Source organism: Neobacillus phoenicis, assembly GCF_047302305.1.
Taxonomy (GTDB): Bacteria; Bacillota; Bacilli; order Bacillales; family Cytobacillaceae; genus Neobacillus.
Genome location: NZ_CP154847.1, coordinates 1,014,781 through 1,030,828 on the forward strand (window position 1 = coordinate 1,014,781; position 16,048 = coordinate 1,030,828).

Genomic DNA, 16,048 nt, shown 5'->3' on the forward strand with positions numbered 1-16,048 from the left:
ATATAATCATTATAAAGGTGTAAAACTCGTGATAAATCTCTCCCCCGGATTTATCCGCTAATGGAAAGGAGCTAAGGTTTACTTGATTAGTCCAATCTAGATCCCCCTTTTTAAAATTGAACATTCATTTTAAATGGGGGAATACGAAATGAAAATGAATAAGAATTTTTCTGTATTGTTACTGGGTCAGTCTCTCGCCAATATGGGCGATGTATTATATATGGTTTGTGTGATCAGCACGATTTTTGATATAACAGGTTCTGCAACGGCAGCATCATTTGTTCCGTTTACGGTCACTTCTGCTATGTTTGTTTCAAGTCTTCTCACACCGCTTTTGATCGGAAAAATTAATTTAAAGTGGTTATTGGCTGGGACTCAAATCGGAAAGACTATGCTGCTTCTCATTCTTGGTTTTATTCTAAGTGGTTTAACCACATCCAATTACTCGGTTATTTACTTACTAATAGGCTTGATTGCCTTCTTGGACGGGTGTGCAAACCCCATCAGTCAGACATTGGTTCCGCACTATGTGAAACCTGACAATTTGGTCCAAGCAAACGGGATTATACAAACGGTTACGCAAATTCTCCAGGCAGTGATGTGGTTTATAGGCAGTATGTTTTTGATTATTTTGAGTGCACAACAACTTGTCTGGTTAGTGGGCGTCTTGTTTGCCATATCAAGTGGATTGTTATGTCTGTTGGAAAGCGTAAGTTATGTCGTCACTGAGAAAAAGGGGAAAGTAGAACAAATTAAAGAAGGGTGGCAAACGTTAGCTAACACGGAAGTTTTGCGAAGGATTGCCTGGATCGATTTAGTTGAAACCCTTTCAGGGACGGTATGGATTGCAGCGATTTTATTGGTGTTTGTAAATGATGCGCTGCATGCAGACGATAAATGGTGGGGGTTTATCAACGGGGCATTTTTTGCAGGCTTAATTCTAGGAAGTATGTATTGCATCAAATACTTTTCTTTTATTGAGAAAAAGTTGGGTACGTTTATTTTCGTTGGTTCATTTGCTACTTTTTTGTCGACGCTATGGTTCGGTTTAAATAGTGTACCAATCCTTGCCTTACTCTTATCCTTTTTTGTAGGGCTTTTTGGACAAATAAAAAGTATTCCGCAACAAACCATTATCCAAACGAGTGTAGCAAAAGAGAAGTTGGCAACGGTGTATACTTCTTTAGGGACGATTGGCACAGGGGCGTTTGGAATAGGCTCGGTTGTTATGGGGTTCTTAGCGGATTTGCTAGGGATTCGGTTTGTTTTCGTTATATCAGGTTTCTTGCTTCTGATTGTAAGCATCATCGTTTATAAGAGCGATCATTTATTGGTTAGGAATGTTATGGAACAATAATGGGAGAGGCTGACTGTCAGCCTCTTTTTGCAAAAAAAAGCACTCGAGGCCCATCTTAAAGGTTCCGTTTTCGGTTGTGCATCAGTTAAGCATCCGTTCTGATAAATAGACGGAGAAATTCCGCTTATTTAGAAATTTTTATAAAAAAAAGCTAAAATAGGCGGAGAAATTCCGCCTATTGATTAAAAAAATGCGAAAATGAGAGATTTTTCTTTGCATAACCGGAAAAATTCCGCTTATTTAACCTGAAAACGAGCTCTATTCTGCAAATAACCGGAAAAATTCCGCTTATTTTACTTTTGCCGGTTACTCGATAAAGGACAAGACATCTTTTTTAAAAGGGAGTAAGTTTTGAGCATTGCTGTGAACCATGTTTTAAGTAAATGAGTTTTTGCCGAATGCCTCTCCTTAAGGCTGGGGAGGCTAGATTGAAATAGCAACCGCAAGAATATTATTGTCGAAATATAAAGAAAATAGATTGACAAATTTTAGTATTCTATTAAACTAAAAATAGTTCCATCCTCAAATGTTCATCTACTCTGCAAGTCTAATTTTCTTCATTTTAAAACACATTACCTTCTTTTTTTCACACTCTTTCATTCTAAAAATCTTTCAGAAGTTCAACTGAATAATAATAGTCCTTTCGTGGTGTCATTGCCCATGTTGTAATTATGTACACTAAATATAATTGATTTATCGGCAAAAGTATTTTAAGTGTCCTGTAAAAGATAGGACCATTTGATAGGAGAAGGGGATGCTATGGGATTTGAAGAAGAATACCAAACCTTTATGAATGCTCACTTGCAGGCAAGAACCGGTGAACGGTTGCGGCGCCTACAAGAAGGTCACCAACATGCTGAAATGTTGTTTTTGAAGCAAGTGTGGTGGCCCTTATTTCACCATTTTCGCTATCTGCATCCAGAGTATGAAGTCGATGATTTCAAGGATGGTAAAAGGTATTTGGATTTTGCTTATATTCGTCCTGCCATCCGGATTTGCTTTGAGATCGACGGGTACGGTTCTCACTTAAAGAACATAAGCAGATGGCAATTTTCCGACAGTCTGGAACGACAAAACCAGTTGGTGATTGACGGATGGACCGTGATCCGCTTTTCTTTTGACCAAGTTCAAGAGAAGCCTCGTCGGTGTCAACAAATTGTTCAGCAAGTGATTGGGAGATGGCTGGGGGATGAACTGGACCAGACCACTCTGTCCTTAGTTGAAAAGGAAGTGCTTCGGCTAGCGATTCGAAAAGGAGATGCCATATCACCTATAGAAGTTGAGAACCATTTGAAGCTAAGTGATAAGACGGTAAAAAAAGTACTTTCCCTACTAGTTGATAAAAAGATGCTGATTCCCGAATCTGGGATCGTGAGGGTCCGCTCTTATCGGTTGGGTGATCAGGTTAAGAATCCAATCCGAGCTAATAAATAGACGGAAAAATTCCACTTATTTAGTATTTTTTATAAAAAAAAGCTAAAATAGGCGGAGAAATTCCGCCTATTGATTAAAAAAATGCGAAAATGAGAGATTTTTCTTTAAATAACCGGAAAAACTCCGCTTATTTAACCCGAATACGAGCCCCCTTCTGCATTTAACCGGAAAAATTCCGCTTATTTTACTTTTACACCTTACTCGATTAAGGACAAGACATCTTAAAGGTGTGTAGGCCCATCTCCAAGGCTTATTGCCAATCTCTTTTATCAATTTGTAAACCTTCGTTCCCAAAGAAATGCTCGATGTATTTCTGTTCTTCTTCAGCCGTTCTTACTTTCAATACTGGACTCTCGCTCAGCTGTAAGTGGGCACCTTTTATGTTCCTAATGGACAGATAGTCATTTTCGATTGTAGAGAAGTCTCCTTTTATCCACTTGTCTAAGATTTTCTGATATGGTTCTGATGCTTTTAATTCAACTACTTTGTTTTTCAAATATTGTAGGTTCGCTCGGTCAAACTGGATTCTTTTGATATTCTCCACTGACATGGGAAGACGGTAATTTTCTTCTCCTTTAAACTCAAGCTTCTGGAGAGCCATCGTGATCATTGAGTAGTAAAAGAAGTCATCCCCTTTTTGATCGTTCGCCATTTGCTCGAAGTTTTTTGCTGCCCGATCTAATTCGGCTTGACTAACTTTAGGAACTGGTTGAGTAGTTGTAACAGCTTCGGTACTGCTATTCTTTTTTTCTAAAGACATTGAATCCTTCTTTAGTTGATTACCAAAAGAAAGATAACCAAGTCCTATTAATAGAATTACACAAGCAGCTAATGATAGAAGATCTTTTAATAGATTTTTTGATTTTACAATTTTTCTGTTATGTATCGTATTCAAAACTTTATACTTTTCTTTTTCCGTAAAATGAATTTCACCAAAAACGCCTTGGTCCATTTTATCTTTCATATTATTAAAATTCATATTTGCAAATCCTCCGCAGATAGCTTATTTTTCAAAAGCTGTTTTCCCCGTCTTAATCTGCTTTTTATTGTTTCGGTATTGATCGTAGTGATTTGGTGGATTTCGTGAATCTTTAAGTCCTCATAATAAAATAAATAGATGATTTCTCTGTACTTAACTGGTAGTGAGAAAATACACTCCACTACTTTATTGTTATTTTCCTTTCGAATAACCTCCACTTCTGTAGAGGTGCTACTTTTTTTAAAGGGATTCATGATATGACTAAGCGAAACCATCCTGAATGCCTTGCTTTTTACCATATCTTTCGATCGATTCATGGTGATGCGGTAAATCCAGGTTTTGTAGCTCGATTCACCCTTAAATGAATCGAGATTTTTATAAGCGGCAATAAAAACCTCCTGTGCGATATCTTCTGCTAAACTCTTATCTTTTACATAGGAAAATGCTAATCTCTTCACCATCGTGCCGTATTCGTTCATTAAATATATTAAAATATCATCCTTATTAGTAAAATGCCTTCCTTCAACATGATCGGCTAACATATTTTTGCTCCTTTTCATAACTTAGTGCTTAGACGAATAAACAACGAGAATTGTTTCAAAAAGTTGTATAAAATGATGAGGATTGTTTGGCTTTTCATAAGTATATATTAATGGAGCAGAATCGTTTGAGGAAGGAATTGTTAATAAGCAAATATGGGGATCTTAGGAGACATCTCATTTTCGCCAGTGCTTTAAACTATTCAGGACACCACGGTGGGGACTATGATAAACTTACTTTTTCTGTAAGGGATTCAAACATAGAAGGGTTGCAAGTAACTAAAATAAAAATAAAGAAACATATTTCTCAAGAAGAAAGCGAAAGACAATGTCGAACGTTCGATTAATGTAGGTTATATACGAAAGGAGCGTTTCTAAAGCGACGGGGAACGCTTCTTTTTCATGTACTTAATTTGTATATTTTATTAGTGAGATATTAGAATTACACATATGATTAAAAGGAATACACGTTTCTTGAAGGGAGTTAATCAGTCGTGCGGCGGATAAAATTCTTTCTTAAACAATTCCAATATGAGCCCTTGTGGTTTAAAATACTTATTCCTACAACATTGCTAATCTCAATCATTTTAAGCAGTTCATTTTTTGCGAATATGGCTTATTATCAAAGCGGTTCCAAATTAGCAGCCGCTATCTTCTTTTGTGCTTACGGAATTAAATTTAGAAAAAACTTCAAAATAGCAATCCTCTTTTTTGCCTGCTCGGTTCTTTGCATTTACCTATCCATAATTTGAGTCATTTGGGGACAGTCCCCCGGTGCTTTAAAGCACCGGGGGACTGTCCCTAAATAAGGTTATTAGTCGATATTTGATAGATATTGGAGGAAATGAGTAGTATAATTATATAAAAAGGAGGTGTGAACGAATGGAGCAGAAGCAACTTGATCGTATGGAGGACATGCTAACAAATCTTATCAAAATTGTAGGTACCTTGAGCAATGATTTTCAGGTGATGAAAGAAGAAATGCAAGAGATGAAGCTAGAAATCCAAGACGTCAAAAAAGATGTAGAAGAAGTAAAAAAAGTACAGGAAGTAACAAATCGTATCCTGACAGATATGCGAGCAGACCAGGACCATATCTGGGAAAAGGCAGCGAAAAATGAAAGAGAATTAGCTAAACTTAAAAGACATTTACAACTTTAAAGAAATCACGAACTACTTTGTTAATCCGCATGATTTACCTCTTCATACTAATGCCGAACAGTTGTCCAAATTCGCTGTATAGGCTACCAACATGTAAAAATCTCTCTTTTTAAGAACAAATCTTCGACATTTTTCTGCTGCTTAGACGGCCAGTAATCTTTATTTACCTTGGTTCAATCCGATACTAATCAAACGTCCGATTAGTATCGAATAATAGGAAATGCCAACGAAAAAAGTCATTTCCCAAGAAATTTCACTAATTTTGGAGAATTTTCAACTTCATCTTGCAGATATTGCTAAGGAAAGTTTTTCAAATAGAAGAGAAATAGGCAATGGGATGAGTATAAATTAAGAATTTAAAGCACTTATTATTTTGGTAAGTCATTCACTTCATATGCCACTCGTATTCCAGATTCAATGGCTCCTTGGATCCAACCATGGGTCAGAGACGTATGTTCACCTGCAAAGTGCACTCTTCCCTCAGGTGTAGAAATATAAGGATATAACTCTAAATCCTGCCCAGGTTCAAAAGATGTAAAAGCGCCACATGAATAAGGATTCTTACTCCAGCTAAAAGACGTTCCTGATACAAACTCTGAATAAACCTGAGGTCCATACATTTCTGCTAAGTTCATTAAAGCATATTGAATCTGCTCCTTTTCCGGAAGACTCTCTAATGTTAATGCCTCATCTGCCCATATATAGCTAGCAATAATTACTGCGGGACCAGGTGTACCAATGCCATAACTCGGGTAATACGTAAAGCGAATGGGCAGGTCCGTTATCGATTTCCCACCCTTTTGACCTTCTTTTTCCCAAAACCTACTTTTAAACTCGATTCCTATTTTTGTTGATGCCATATAATTAAGTTCGCGAATCGCGACCCTTTTATAATAAGAAATAGAATCGTATGGCTCGAATTTTACAAATCGTAAGGTCGAAAAAGGTATGGTCACGATTGCTAGATCACCAGTTATCCTTGCATTTTCGGCAGTTAGTTGATGTTTACTATGAATGGTTACACTATTTTGATATTGAGATATTTTCATCATCTTTTGGTTGAATACAATATTTTCTTTTAATTGCGGTAAAAAGGACAGAGGCAATCGGTCCATGCCACCTGTTATTTCATAGAAAGCCTTAGCAGAGGTTAGGATGATGATCTCCCGTAATACTTCAACAAAGGTCATCCCCATAAATGCTTCCAAATCAAGAAGGACACCAATCATATCAATAGCGCCGATTGAAAAATATGAACTTAAGAAAGCACCGAACGAAAGACTTCTATATTGTTTTTCTATTAGCGGCCAATTCTTTTCCGGATCTTGATTAATAAAATTTATAATTGGTTGTATGACTGAAAGTAAAAGTTCTTCAGACGATTTTCCTCCTTCATGGGGAGCGACTGGGAATTTTAATACGCTTGGGTTACTTTCAAAAACATTTAGACGAGTTTTGATGCCGTTTGCGTAGAGGAGGTCAGTTGGAGTCCGGTTAATAAATAGATTGGTAGCTAAATTAAATTTTTTAATATACTCAAAGGTTAAATCATGCATATCAGGAATACGCATTGCTCCGGCGTTGAAATATAAGTTTTCACTATAGGGAGCACGCAACGTGTAAACACGCCCTCCAATTCGATTATTCGCTTCTAGAAGGATGACATTATGTCCGGTATTCTTTAATAAAGATGCAGCCACGAGTCCAGCCATGCCTGCGCCGATAATAATAATATTTTTAGGATATTTTGATGTTGTAAGACCATTTCTAATGATTGTCAGCATTTGTGTATTCGTTAATTGAGAATTCATGGTATAGGGCATCCTCCCTTCCTTTTCCATAAAAATGCTTATTGCATTATATACAGTTAAAAGGAGGCATATGAGATAATTTCCTGTAATGTCGAGAGTGGGTTACTGTCTACGGGTCGGCTGCAGCAACGTACAAAATTTAGAATTACCTAAGGAGTGGGAAGATTGGCACGTGTTTTATTTATAAATGCCGGATCAGAAGGACATATCAATCCAACAATTGGAGTTGTGCAAGAGCTTATTTCGCGCGGAGAAGAGGTAGTGTATTTTACAATAGAAGCTTTTCGAGAGCGAATAGAGAAGACGGGAGCAATTGTACGAACCTTGGACGGTCAAAAATATATACAAGCCTTTATCTCTGGTGGAAGAGAATATTTGCTTGAAAGAATTAACGGTCTATTACATACGGCAGATATTGTCATCCCTAGCGTGCTTGAACAGATTGAAGGAGAACATTTTGATTACATCATCCATGATTCCATGTTTGGTTGTGGAAGTTTACTTGCCCAAATCCTTAATCTCCCGGCCGTCAATTCTTGTACAACCTTTTCACTGACAAAGGAATCATTCGAAAACATGTTGGAACAGCTTTCTAAAAATATTCCTACAGAAGTGGGTAAACAAATAAACGGTGAATATCAAAGCCTGACGGCAATGGTAAAGGAAAAATATAATGTCGAGATCCATTCTCCTTACGAAGTTTTTTGTAATCCTGCACCCCTTACCATCGTTTATACAACGAGGGAGTTTCAGCCTTTTGGTGAAACATTCGACCAAACTTACAAATTTATAGGTCCATCCATCTCTACACACGTCATTCAAGCTAACTTTGACCTTACAGCTATCAAGGGAAAAAGCCTAATTTACATTTCACTGGGTACTGTCTTTAACCAAGCCATTGATTTTTATAAGCTTTGTTTTGAAGCATTTGGAAGTAGCCATCACACGTTGGTCATGTCAATCGGGAACCAAACCCTGCTAAATGATTTAGGAGAGATTCCCCAAAACTTCATTGTGAAAAATTATGTTCCACAAACAGAAGTGCTAAAATACGCTAAATTATTTATCACGCACGGTGGAATGAACAGTGCCAATGAAGGTCTCTACTACGGGGTTCCGCTCATTGTCATTCCACAAAGCGCGGATCAGCCGATTATTGCCGGGCAAGTTGCCAATATTGGAGCCGGTATTAAATTGAACATGCAAGGCTTGACTGCCAATCAACTGCGCGAAGCCGCAGATCATGTGTTAAACGCCCCGTCTTTCCATAAAGCTGTTTCAACTATGAGGGAATCTATGCAAAAATCGGGTGGATATCAGCGGGCTGTTGATGAGATTTTTGAATTTAAATGTCAGAATGAAATATAAACACTTAAAAAGAACATCACAATATGTTAATACTCGTGTATATTTATTAGAGTTTTCAGTTGAATAAGTGCAATTATAGTGGTGATTAAATAAAAGTCCGAAAGCGAATGCTTTCGGACTTTTAGACTTTTCCTTCAAGTATTTGCTTCCGGATTTGGACGGCCGTCAGTAATTTATAACCTCTTAACTTAGGTATCATTTTTTCGAGCAGCGCAACCGCCGCATGCTTTTTCCCATCATAAACGGCTTGATCGACTTCCAGCATGTTTAAAAAGAACGCGTCATTTATCTTCTCTTTATATTGTTTGATTGATTCGGCGTCCTCCTCCTGAATAGCAATATCCGCCAATGTATACCACTTGGACTTATGTCCACTCATTTTCGCAAGAAGATCTTTTGCTTTTCCGTATTCTTTTCGTTCCCTTAAGAGCATCAATTCGGAGTGTTGTTTCGATTTTTTCGACCGGATACTTCCAAGCGCAAGTTCTGCCGCCGATAGGTCCCCCTGAAGAAAATGGTACAGGAATTGCAATTGCGGCGCTTTTGATTTTTTTAGGTACGCCATCATCTTTTCGGGATCTTTTCCAAATACAAGCGGGTTTCGAATTAAAAAGAAAATAATCATGACCGCCAATACGCCATACATGATCCAAATCGGAACCTGGAAATATCCCATGACTAAAGCAAAAATAAAAACAAGCAACAAAAACCAAATCATAGCCATCCTCCGTCAACGGGTTTTATTCCTATTTTAACACATGGTTTTTAGGAGCGCAGAATAGTTAAAAACAACATGAATATTGGCAATTCTTTATTAATTCTTTATTAATATGATTAAATAGTTTTATAAGGTAGGAGGAGAAAAATACAATGATTAAGGCTGCTATTTTTGATTTAGATGAAACCTTACTTAATAGGGATAAGGCAATAGAGCAAATGTTTTTAATAATTTAGCTGTGTTAAACTTGCCTGTTGATTTCCACTCCAGGCGCGAGCGGTTCGCGGGCGGTCGGGGAGCCTCCTCGTCGCTACGCTCCTGCGGGGTCTCCCCTGACACGCTTTTCCCGCAGGAGTCTTCGCGCCTTCCGTTCCAATCAACAGGGTGCCAAAATCAACAATAAGCTTTAACATAGCCAATAATTTTAGAAAGGTGTTATGAGGATGTTAAACATTCAGCAAAAAATGAAATATTGAAGAAGTTCAAAGAATACGATAAAGAAAGATATGGCGACAATGATAAAACAAAAGTTTTTGAATCACTTTTTGATGAATGCCCACCAAGATATAGATTGCCACGCAATGACATTCAAGATTTTTGGAATAATAATTTCCCTCATTGTTTTACTATAAACCAAAATACTATAAATATAGTAAATACAATAAAGATGCAAATGAAAGTTGCAATTATAACAAATGGCTCAACTCTGAGACAAAAAGCTAAAATAAGTAATACTAATTTAAATAGTTGTTTCGATATTATAATTATTTCTGAAGAAGTAGGATTTAGTAAACCTGACAAACGCATATTTGAATTAGCATTAAATAAGCTTAATGTACAACCCGAAGATGCATTATTCGTTGGAGATGACATTGAAAAGGATATTGGTGGGTGTCAAAAAGCAAATATAAAGGGTATATGGTTCAATCCTCGTAGAATCAAGAATCATACCGAAATAAAACCATATGCCGAGATCCATTCTTTTGAAGGATTATTAAGTTATTTTACATAATCGTTGTTGGACTAACAGGGTGCAAGAGTTAAAGATTGGATGGCTACGCCGATCCATTTTTTATTCGACTAACGAAGCAGGATAGCTCAAGAAGGAAAATATGAGGAACGAGAGAATTATAAAATATAAGGGATAAAATCCAATTATTTGAAAGGAGTAAAAAAATGAAAGAACTCCATATAATTCTCTTCAAACAGTTAGAAACTTACCGAAAAGAAATTTTAGATAGTTTAAACGGAATAAGTGCAGATGCAGCCGAAATAGTCCTGAATAAGTTTAATAATAATATTAGATGGAATATGGGACATATTTATCTGGACCAATACCTATGGATTGAGGCTTTAACGAAGGAGAAGACAGAGGCCCCAGATATTTTTCGTAATTGGTTTAGTTATGATACAACACCAGTTCATTTCTCAGCGGAAACGCCCTCTTATATAGAACTAAAGAAATTGCTGGAAGAACAACCTTTCAAGTTGATGGAAAACTATGGACATCGTTTGGAAGAAGAGTATCCTCCTACTGAAATGGGGATGCGAACAATCGAACAAGTGTTAATTCGAACCATCTTCCATGAAGGAATGCATTTACAAGCTATCAATGATATTAAAAAGTGTTTACAATAATATATTTGTCTTAGCTGCCTTTGGTAGTTTTTTTTGCTTTATACTACAAACAGGGCAACAGCATTTCTACAATAATGGAAAATGAACAAGTTTGTGAAAAAATACACTTAAACAAACGGTGCAGGTTAGTGCAGGAAGACGGCCACTCATAAGATACAAACTCTTGTAAATGCATAAAAAACTCTCCAATAGACAAAATTTTATTAGTAAACAGAATGTAAAAATAAACAGGAGGTAGCCAACCTCCTGTTTTCTGTCACAAAGATGATTACTATTTTTGGTCTATTCTTGAGTAAATGTATTTTTGTATAGTAGATTTTCCTTTATAATCAACAATTGTATATACATTTACATTTTTACTATCTTCAGAAACAAATACTTGCTTGATATCTAAGTTAGATGGAATTAAAACAGAATTTATTTCTCTCGCAGATCCATCACTATCGAGTTGAGTGTAACCCAGTAAGTAATCAGATTTTATTCTTGTAACTGTATAAACTCCATTTTTTTCAAGAGAATATGATTGGGCATTGCCATCAGCAATTGGAAACTCAAATTTACTGCCATCTGCATTCCAAATTAAATCGTTCTTTTTGAGGCTATAACTTTGTGCGTGTTTCATACCACCAAAATATAAAATTCCATCATTTATAAAAGAAAGATTACCTAATAATTCAATTTTGGAATCGGAATTAGGATCGGAATTGGTGATGGTGGTTATAAGTTTGTCATCTTCACTTAAGATGTTGTATTTATCTAGGTTATCGTCCAGACTACTAGAATATATATGTTCAAATAGATATGGGTGTTCAAAGTTGTTAACTATTCCATAATTAAAATTGCCTTCTGTAGTTTCTCGTTTGTTTAAGATCATTGTATCTTGTGCAACACCATCATTACTGAATGTTATTCTATGAATTTGGTGGATAGGTTGCTCTGTTGACTCCCCCGTCCCAGCAAAATCAGTAGTAGTTAATACGTACATAGCAGAGTTTGTAAATTCAATACTGGATGTCCAAGTTTTAGCCTTTTCATTTTTTGTATTCCAAACTTGATTCAATAGGTCTGTGACCTTATTTTTTACAATCCATTTATCATCTTTTAAAACAGAAACATTTAAGGAAAAAGCTAAATCATCAGGAGAAAATAATTCTGATTCTACATCTTGAGCATTTACTGTTAGTACATATGTATATCCGTCTTTTTCAAAAATATAGTCAGTATCTCCTGGATTAGGGATAGGTTCCATCCCTAATTGGTCAATATTTTTTACTAGTGTTAAACCTTTTTGTCCTTCACTATCAGATGTCTCACCTTCGTTAGATACTGCTTTAGCTATTTTACTATGACCTTTACCATTATTACTTGTAGTATCCTTTCCACAGCCACTAGCCACAAGCATAGCAAGTAACAGTAAAATCATTAATTTTTTCATTATTCTTCCCCCTGATGTATAAAAATTCCAAGCGGATAATATTTTAATATAAGATGAAAAATTTTACAAGCAATGAGAATATGAGATATAGGAATAAAAAAAATAATTTAGTTATTAGAAGAAAAAATTGTGAAATAATATTCTTAATCTAACGGGTGCTAGAGCTTAAAGAAGTGATCGCTACGGCGGTCTTTTTTCTTGTTGTGCTAACGGAGCAGGTTTGGTTAAGAAGGAAGATAAAAAAACATAGTCGAATTAATATTTATACGCATAAATCTAGGATTGAAAACTGGGGGAAGTGGGCGATTGTTCAATAAGAGCATTCGCTTTTCTTGTTCAGCTAACTAGACAAGTTAGCTGAACAAGAGGAGTATATAAAACGATGTCGAATATATTTTTATTGGTGTAGTTTGAGGCATTGGAGGAAACATTTTGAAGAACTATAAGATTGAAAACAATATTCCAACATTGAAAGAATACAAATATTTGTGTGAGTCTGTGGGATGGACTAATTATATGAATTTTGAAGTGGTGGAAACATCACTAAGGAATTCTATTCATTGCATTACAGTCAAGGATAATGAACAAATTGTGGGTATGGGCAGAATTGTTGGCGATGGGGTTATTTATTTCTATATCCAAGATATAGTGGTTCATCCAAAATATCAGAAAAATGGTATTGGAAATGAAATAATGAATCTTTTGGTCGAATACTTAAATACAAATGCCCCAGACAAGGCGTTTGTTGGTTTGTTTGCATCACAAGGTAAAGAACCGTTTTATGAGAAATATAATTTTAAAGACTTCTCACCCAATATGACAGGGATGTTTACTGTCATTTCAAAAAAAAAGGCATAATAGATAAAGGACATAATAGAGTTTTTTTAAAATAATAAACCAAAAATCTTTCATACTATCTTAAGAAATGGTTAGAAATGCGTATTCAACTATCTGGGGCATTAGTTGAAGAATGGGAATCGCTACAGCGATCCTTATTTCTTCTTCAGCTAATGAAGCAGGATAGCTAAGAAAAATAATATATACCCAAACGCATATGGTAAAATGAGGATATTAATTCAGATGAATATTAAGGGGGATGAGTAATGACAAAGAAGAAAAATGGAACGTTTGAATGGGTTAAATCGATATTGGGTGCTCTTGTAATAGCATTTATTATTCGCTCTTTTTTCTTTACGCCCATTGTTGTTGATGGTGAATCAATGAACCCTACTCTCCAGGACAAGGACCGTATGGTTGTAACCAAAATTGGGGAACCGAAAAGATTTGATATTGTTGTGTTTCACGCCCCAGACGGTAGGGATTACATAAAACGTGTCATCGGACTCCCAGGTGACAGTATTGAGTATAAAAATGATGTTTTATATATAAATGGGAAGGCATACAACGAACCTTATTTAGAAAAATATAAGAAAAGACTTAATGATGGAACCTTAACATACTCTTTCACTTTAAAGGAGACTGCTGTAGGTAGTGATACTGTCCCTAAAGATAGTTTGTTTGTAATGGGAGATAATAGAAGGCGAAGCAATGACAGCCGTGATATTGGAGCGATTCCAATGGAAAAGGTAATAGGGACAACAAATGTTGTTTATTATCCAATAAAAGAAATTAAAATCGTAAATAACTAATTGCTGTGGTTGGACTGGTCTCGTTTTCAAAACCATCGGGTGCGTTGATCCAGGAAGGGTTAACCACCTTTTTTGTTGAATTCTTTAATTAACAAACGGGGGGGCATCCCTGTATTAAAGCTAAGATTGTAAAAAATGCACTTAAACTAATGGACGCGTATGTAAAACAAGAAGATATGCTTTTTTACAAACAAAGCAGTTTAGATATAATTCAATTATGAGTAAAAACTAGGAGGAAACGAATATGAAAATTGTAAAAATGGAGTTGTCACTAGAACAACGTGAGGAACTACTTAGTACATTGAAAGCACGTTTTGAGAAAAACATGAACCGACATGAAGGTTTGGAATGGGCTAATGTACAAGCTAAGCTCGAAGCTAATTCTGAAAAACTGTGGTCACTCCATGAAATGGAAGCAACTGGCGGTGAACCGGATGTTGTTGGCTATGACAAAGAGACAGGCGAATATATTTTTTATGATTGTTCACCGGAAAGTCCTAAAGGTCGAAGAAGTTTTTGTTACGACCGTGAAGCGCTGGAGTCAAGGAAACAACACAAACCAGAAAATAGCGTGATGGATATGGCAGCTGCCATGGGCATTGAGCTTTTAACGGAAGAACAATACCGGGAGCTGCAGGAGCTTGGAAACTTTGATTTGAAAACGTCGAGCTGGGTGCAAACACCTGACAATATTAGAAAACTTGGCGGGGCCATTTTTTGTGATCGTCGCTACGACACTGTCTTTGTCTACCATAATGGGGCAGAATCCTACTATGCTGCAAGGGGTTTCCGTGGATCGCTACGGGTTTAAACTTTGCACAGACAGTTAGTAGGTTTCAAAAACAAGCAAATAGTAATGGCCCAGCCCAATACTAAAGGGTTCCGTTTTCGGGTGCTTTTTATTAAAAGACACAAGAATTGACATACGTCTTTTTCTTTATTTATCAAGGTTTCTATGATCAAGAGGGTCCGTAATTATCGATTGAGGGATCAGGTTAAGTACCCAATCTGATAAATAGATGGAAAAATTCCGCTTATTTAGAAATTTTTGTAAAAAAAGGCTTAAATAGGCGGAGAAATTCCGCCTATTGATTCAAAAAATGCGAAAATAGGAGATTTTTTTTTGCATAAGCGGAAAATCTCCGCTTATTTACCCCCGAAAAGAGCTCCATTCTGCATTTAAGCGGAAAAATTCCGCTTATTTTACTTTTGCTGGTTCCTCTATTCAGGCCGAGACATCTTTTTTAAAAGGTTGTTACGGTAGCATTGCTTTCATCGGATGAAATTCAGTTGTCATGATCCCAGCCATTACGGCTGGGTCTTTTTCTATAAGTATTGGAACTTGAGCTTCATTTTCAACTTCGATTATGGCAAGTCCATGCGGAGCTACAGGATTTAAAACAGGACCGAAGACCAGTGCAATTCCCTGGTTTTGCTTGTCTGTCCAATAGGAAATATGTTTTAACATAATGTCCCGTTCTTCCGCTGTCATATCCTGATGAAAAGTTGTTCTAGGTGGAGTAGACTTTAGCATAAAGTGCATTTTAGTTGTAGCTTTACTTGCGGTACTGTCTGACATCCTAATTGACCTCCATCAATGTAAATTTCTTATTCTTCGTTACGACATCCAGCATCAATTATTCCATATATTTTTTTCGAATACAATGAACCACCTTTTAGGTCACTTAACTGCGTCCTTTTTTTCTTATTGTAGTAATGGATCAGGTAAATTGAAGAAGAAAAGGTTATGCGAAGTTAAAGATAGAATTATTAAGTAGAGAAGATAAAAAATAGGAGAAAATCTCTATGAGATACAAAATGTTAATCATTCTATGGGTTGTTTTAATTTTTGGAGTGCTTGTAATGAGTGGTGTTCCAATTGAAAATGTTTTCTTTGGATGACCTACATTAGTCTTGCCTTTCTAGTTTGTAATGTGCTGTGGCAACTATTCGCCTTTA

Annotated in this window: 14 protein-coding genes and 1 pseudogene; 9 read left to right on the forward strand and 6 right to left on the reverse strand. The window is 36.3% G+C overall.

What is annotated here, in order from left to right; translation table 11 throughout:
- Nucleotides 1-148: 148 nt before the first annotated feature.
- Together AA0X95_RS05400 and AA0X95_RS05405 are read left to right on the forward strand one after the other, a co-directional pair.
- Nucleotides 149-1,357: an MFS transporter gene (locus AA0X95_RS05400; protein WP_413306252.1), complete on the forward strand. Its 1,209-nt coding sequence runs from the start codon at nt 149-151 to the stop codon at nt 1,355-1,357.
- A 738-nt stretch (nt 1,358-2,095) separates the two neighbouring features.
- Nucleotides 2,096-2,791, forward strand: coding sequence for a DNA-binding response regulator (locus AA0X95_RS05405; protein ID WP_413306254.1), 696 nt, complete (start codon nt 2,096-2,098; stop codon nt 2,789-2,791).
- Nucleotides 2,792-3,041: 250 nt separating this feature from the next.
- Here AA0X95_RS05405 and AA0X95_RS05410 read toward each other — a convergent pair whose 3' ends face one another.
- Nucleotides 3,042-3,770 (reverse strand): hypothetical protein, encoded by a 729-nt coding sequence (locus AA0X95_RS05410; protein ID WP_413306256.1) that lies wholly within the window; start codon nt 3,768-3,770, stop codon nt 3,042-3,044.
- A complete protein-coding gene (locus AA0X95_RS05415; RefSeq protein ID WP_413306259.1) occupies nt 3,767-4,312 on the reverse strand; it encodes a sigma-70 family RNA polymerase sigma factor in 546 nt (181 codons plus the stop codon). The genes AA0X95_RS05410 and AA0X95_RS05415 overlap by 4 nt, the downstream gene beginning before the upstream one ends.
- A gap of 879 nt (nt 4,313-5,191) precedes the next feature.
- Between AA0X95_RS05415 and AA0X95_RS05420 the strand changes: the two genes are divergently transcribed.
- Nucleotides 5,192-5,470: a hypothetical protein gene (locus AA0X95_RS05420; RefSeq protein WP_413306262.1), complete on the forward strand. Its 279-nt coding sequence runs from the start codon at nt 5,192-5,194 to the stop codon at nt 5,468-5,470.
- Nucleotides 5,471-5,838: 368 nt separating this feature from the next.
- Here the strand turns inward: AA0X95_RS05420 and AA0X95_RS05425 are convergent, their stop codons facing one another.
- The gene (locus tag AA0X95_RS05425) at nt 5,839-7,281 is read right to left on the reverse strand and encodes a flavin monoamine oxidase family protein (RefSeq protein WP_413306264.1); all 1,443 of its coding nucleotides are present in this window, start codon (nt 7,279-7,281) and stop codon (nt 5,839-5,841) included.
- Nucleotides 7,282-7,446: 165 nt separating this feature from the next.
- Between AA0X95_RS05425 and AA0X95_RS05430 the strand changes: the two genes are divergently transcribed.
- Nucleotides 7,447-8,649: a macrolide family glycosyltransferase gene (locus AA0X95_RS05430; RefSeq protein WP_413306267.1), complete on the forward strand. Its 1,203-nt coding sequence runs from the start codon at nt 7,447-7,449 to the stop codon at nt 8,647-8,649.
- 121 nt (nt 8,650-8,770) lie between these two features.
- Here the strand turns inward: AA0X95_RS05430 and AA0X95_RS05435 are convergent, their stop codons facing one another.
- Nucleotides 8,771-9,367, reverse strand: coding sequence for a hypothetical protein (locus AA0X95_RS05435; protein ID WP_413306269.1), 597 nt, complete (start codon nt 9,365-9,367; stop codon nt 8,771-8,773).
- Between the two features lie 418 nt (nt 9,368-9,785).
- Between AA0X95_RS05435 and AA0X95_RS05440 the strand changes: the two are divergent.
- Together AA0X95_RS05440 and AA0X95_RS05445 are read left to right on the forward strand one after the other, a co-directional pair.
- Nucleotides 9,786-10,379, forward strand: a pseudogene (locus AA0X95_RS05440) (HAD family hydrolase); the annotation flags it as partial.
- A 164-nt stretch (nt 10,380-10,543) separates the two neighbouring features.
- Nucleotides 10,544-11,005: a DinB family protein gene (locus AA0X95_RS05445; protein ID WP_413306272.1), complete on the forward strand. Its 462-nt coding sequence runs from the start codon at nt 10,544-10,546 to the stop codon at nt 11,003-11,005.
- 271 nt (nt 11,006-11,276) lie between these two features.
- Here AA0X95_RS05445 and AA0X95_RS05450 read toward each other — a convergent pair whose 3' ends face one another.
- Nucleotides 11,277-12,440, reverse strand: coding sequence for a hypothetical protein (locus AA0X95_RS05450; protein WP_413306275.1), 1,164 nt, complete (start codon nt 12,438-12,440; stop codon nt 11,277-11,279).
- A gap of 432 nt (nt 12,441-12,872) precedes the next feature.
- Between AA0X95_RS05450 and AA0X95_RS05455 the strand changes: the two genes are divergently transcribed.
- The 3 genes from AA0X95_RS05455 (at nt 12,873) to AA0X95_RS05465 (ending at nt 14,900) form a co-directional block, all read left to right on the forward strand.
- On the forward strand, nt 12,873-13,298 hold the full coding sequence (locus tag AA0X95_RS05455) for a GNAT family N-acetyltransferase (protein ID WP_413306278.1): 426 nt from the start codon (nt 12,873-12,875) through the stop codon (nt 13,296-13,298).
- Between the two features lie 245 nt (nt 13,299-13,543).
- Complete coding sequence (lepB, locus tag AA0X95_RS05460) at nt 13,544-14,089, forward strand: signal peptidase I (RefSeq protein ID WP_413306281.1); 546 nt, start codon at nt 13,544-13,546, stop codon at nt 14,087-14,089.
- A gap of 244 nt (nt 14,090-14,333) precedes the next feature.
- The gene (locus AA0X95_RS05465) at nt 14,334-14,900 is read left to right on the forward strand and encodes a DUF4256 domain-containing protein (RefSeq protein WP_413306284.1); all 567 of its coding nucleotides are present in this window, start codon (nt 14,334-14,336) and stop codon (nt 14,898-14,900) included.
- 444 nt (nt 14,901-15,344) lie between these two features.
- On the opposite strand, the gene AA0X95_RS05470 is transcribed toward AA0X95_RS05465, so the two are convergent.
- Nucleotides 15,345-15,668: a YciI family protein gene (locus tag AA0X95_RS05470; RefSeq protein ID WP_413306287.1), complete on the reverse strand. Its 324-nt coding sequence runs from the start codon at nt 15,666-15,668 to the stop codon at nt 15,345-15,347.
- Between the last annotated feature and the right edge of the window lie 380 nt (nt 15,669-16,048).

Coding starts and splice junctions, on each gene's coding strand:
- AA0X95_RS05410 (WP_413306256.1), bottom strand. CDS start 3,770: ATGAATTTTAATAATATGAAAGATAAAATGGACCAAGGCGTTTTTGGT.
- lepB (WP_413306281.1), top strand. CDS start 13,544: ATGACAAAGAAGAAAAATGGAACGTTTGAATGGGTTAAATCGATATTG.
- AA0X95_RS05415 (WP_413306259.1), bottom strand. CDS start 4,312: ATGTTAGCCGATCATGTTGAAGGAAGGCATTTTACTAATAAGGATGAT.
- AA0X95_RS05470 (WP_413306287.1), bottom strand. CDS start 15,668: ATGTCAGACAGTACCGCAAGTAAAGCTACAACTAAAATGCACTTTATG.
- AA0X95_RS05465 (WP_413306284.1), top strand. CDS start 14,334: ATGAAAATTGTAAAAATGGAGTTGTCACTAGAACAACGTGAGGAACTA.
- AA0X95_RS05420 (WP_413306262.1), top strand. CDS start 5,192: ATGGAGCAGAAGCAACTTGATCGTATGGAGGACATGCTAACAAATCTT.
- AA0X95_RS05450 (WP_413306275.1), bottom strand. CDS start 12,440: ATGAAAAAATTAATGATTTTACTGTTACTTGCTATGCTTGTGGCTAGT.
- AA0X95_RS05435 (WP_413306269.1), bottom strand. CDS start 9,367: ATGATTTGGTTTTTGTTGCTTGTTTTTATTTTTGCTTTAGTCATGGGA.
- AA0X95_RS05400 (WP_413306252.1), top strand. CDS start 149: ATGAAAATGAATAAGAATTTTTCTGTATTGTTACTGGGTCAGTCTCTC.
- AA0X95_RS05425 (WP_413306264.1), bottom strand. CDS start 7,281: ATGAATTCTCAATTAACGAATACACAAATGCTGACAATCATTAGAAAT.
- AA0X95_RS05445 (WP_413306272.1), top strand. CDS start 10,544: ATGAAAGAACTCCATATAATTCTCTTCAAACAGTTAGAAACTTACCGA.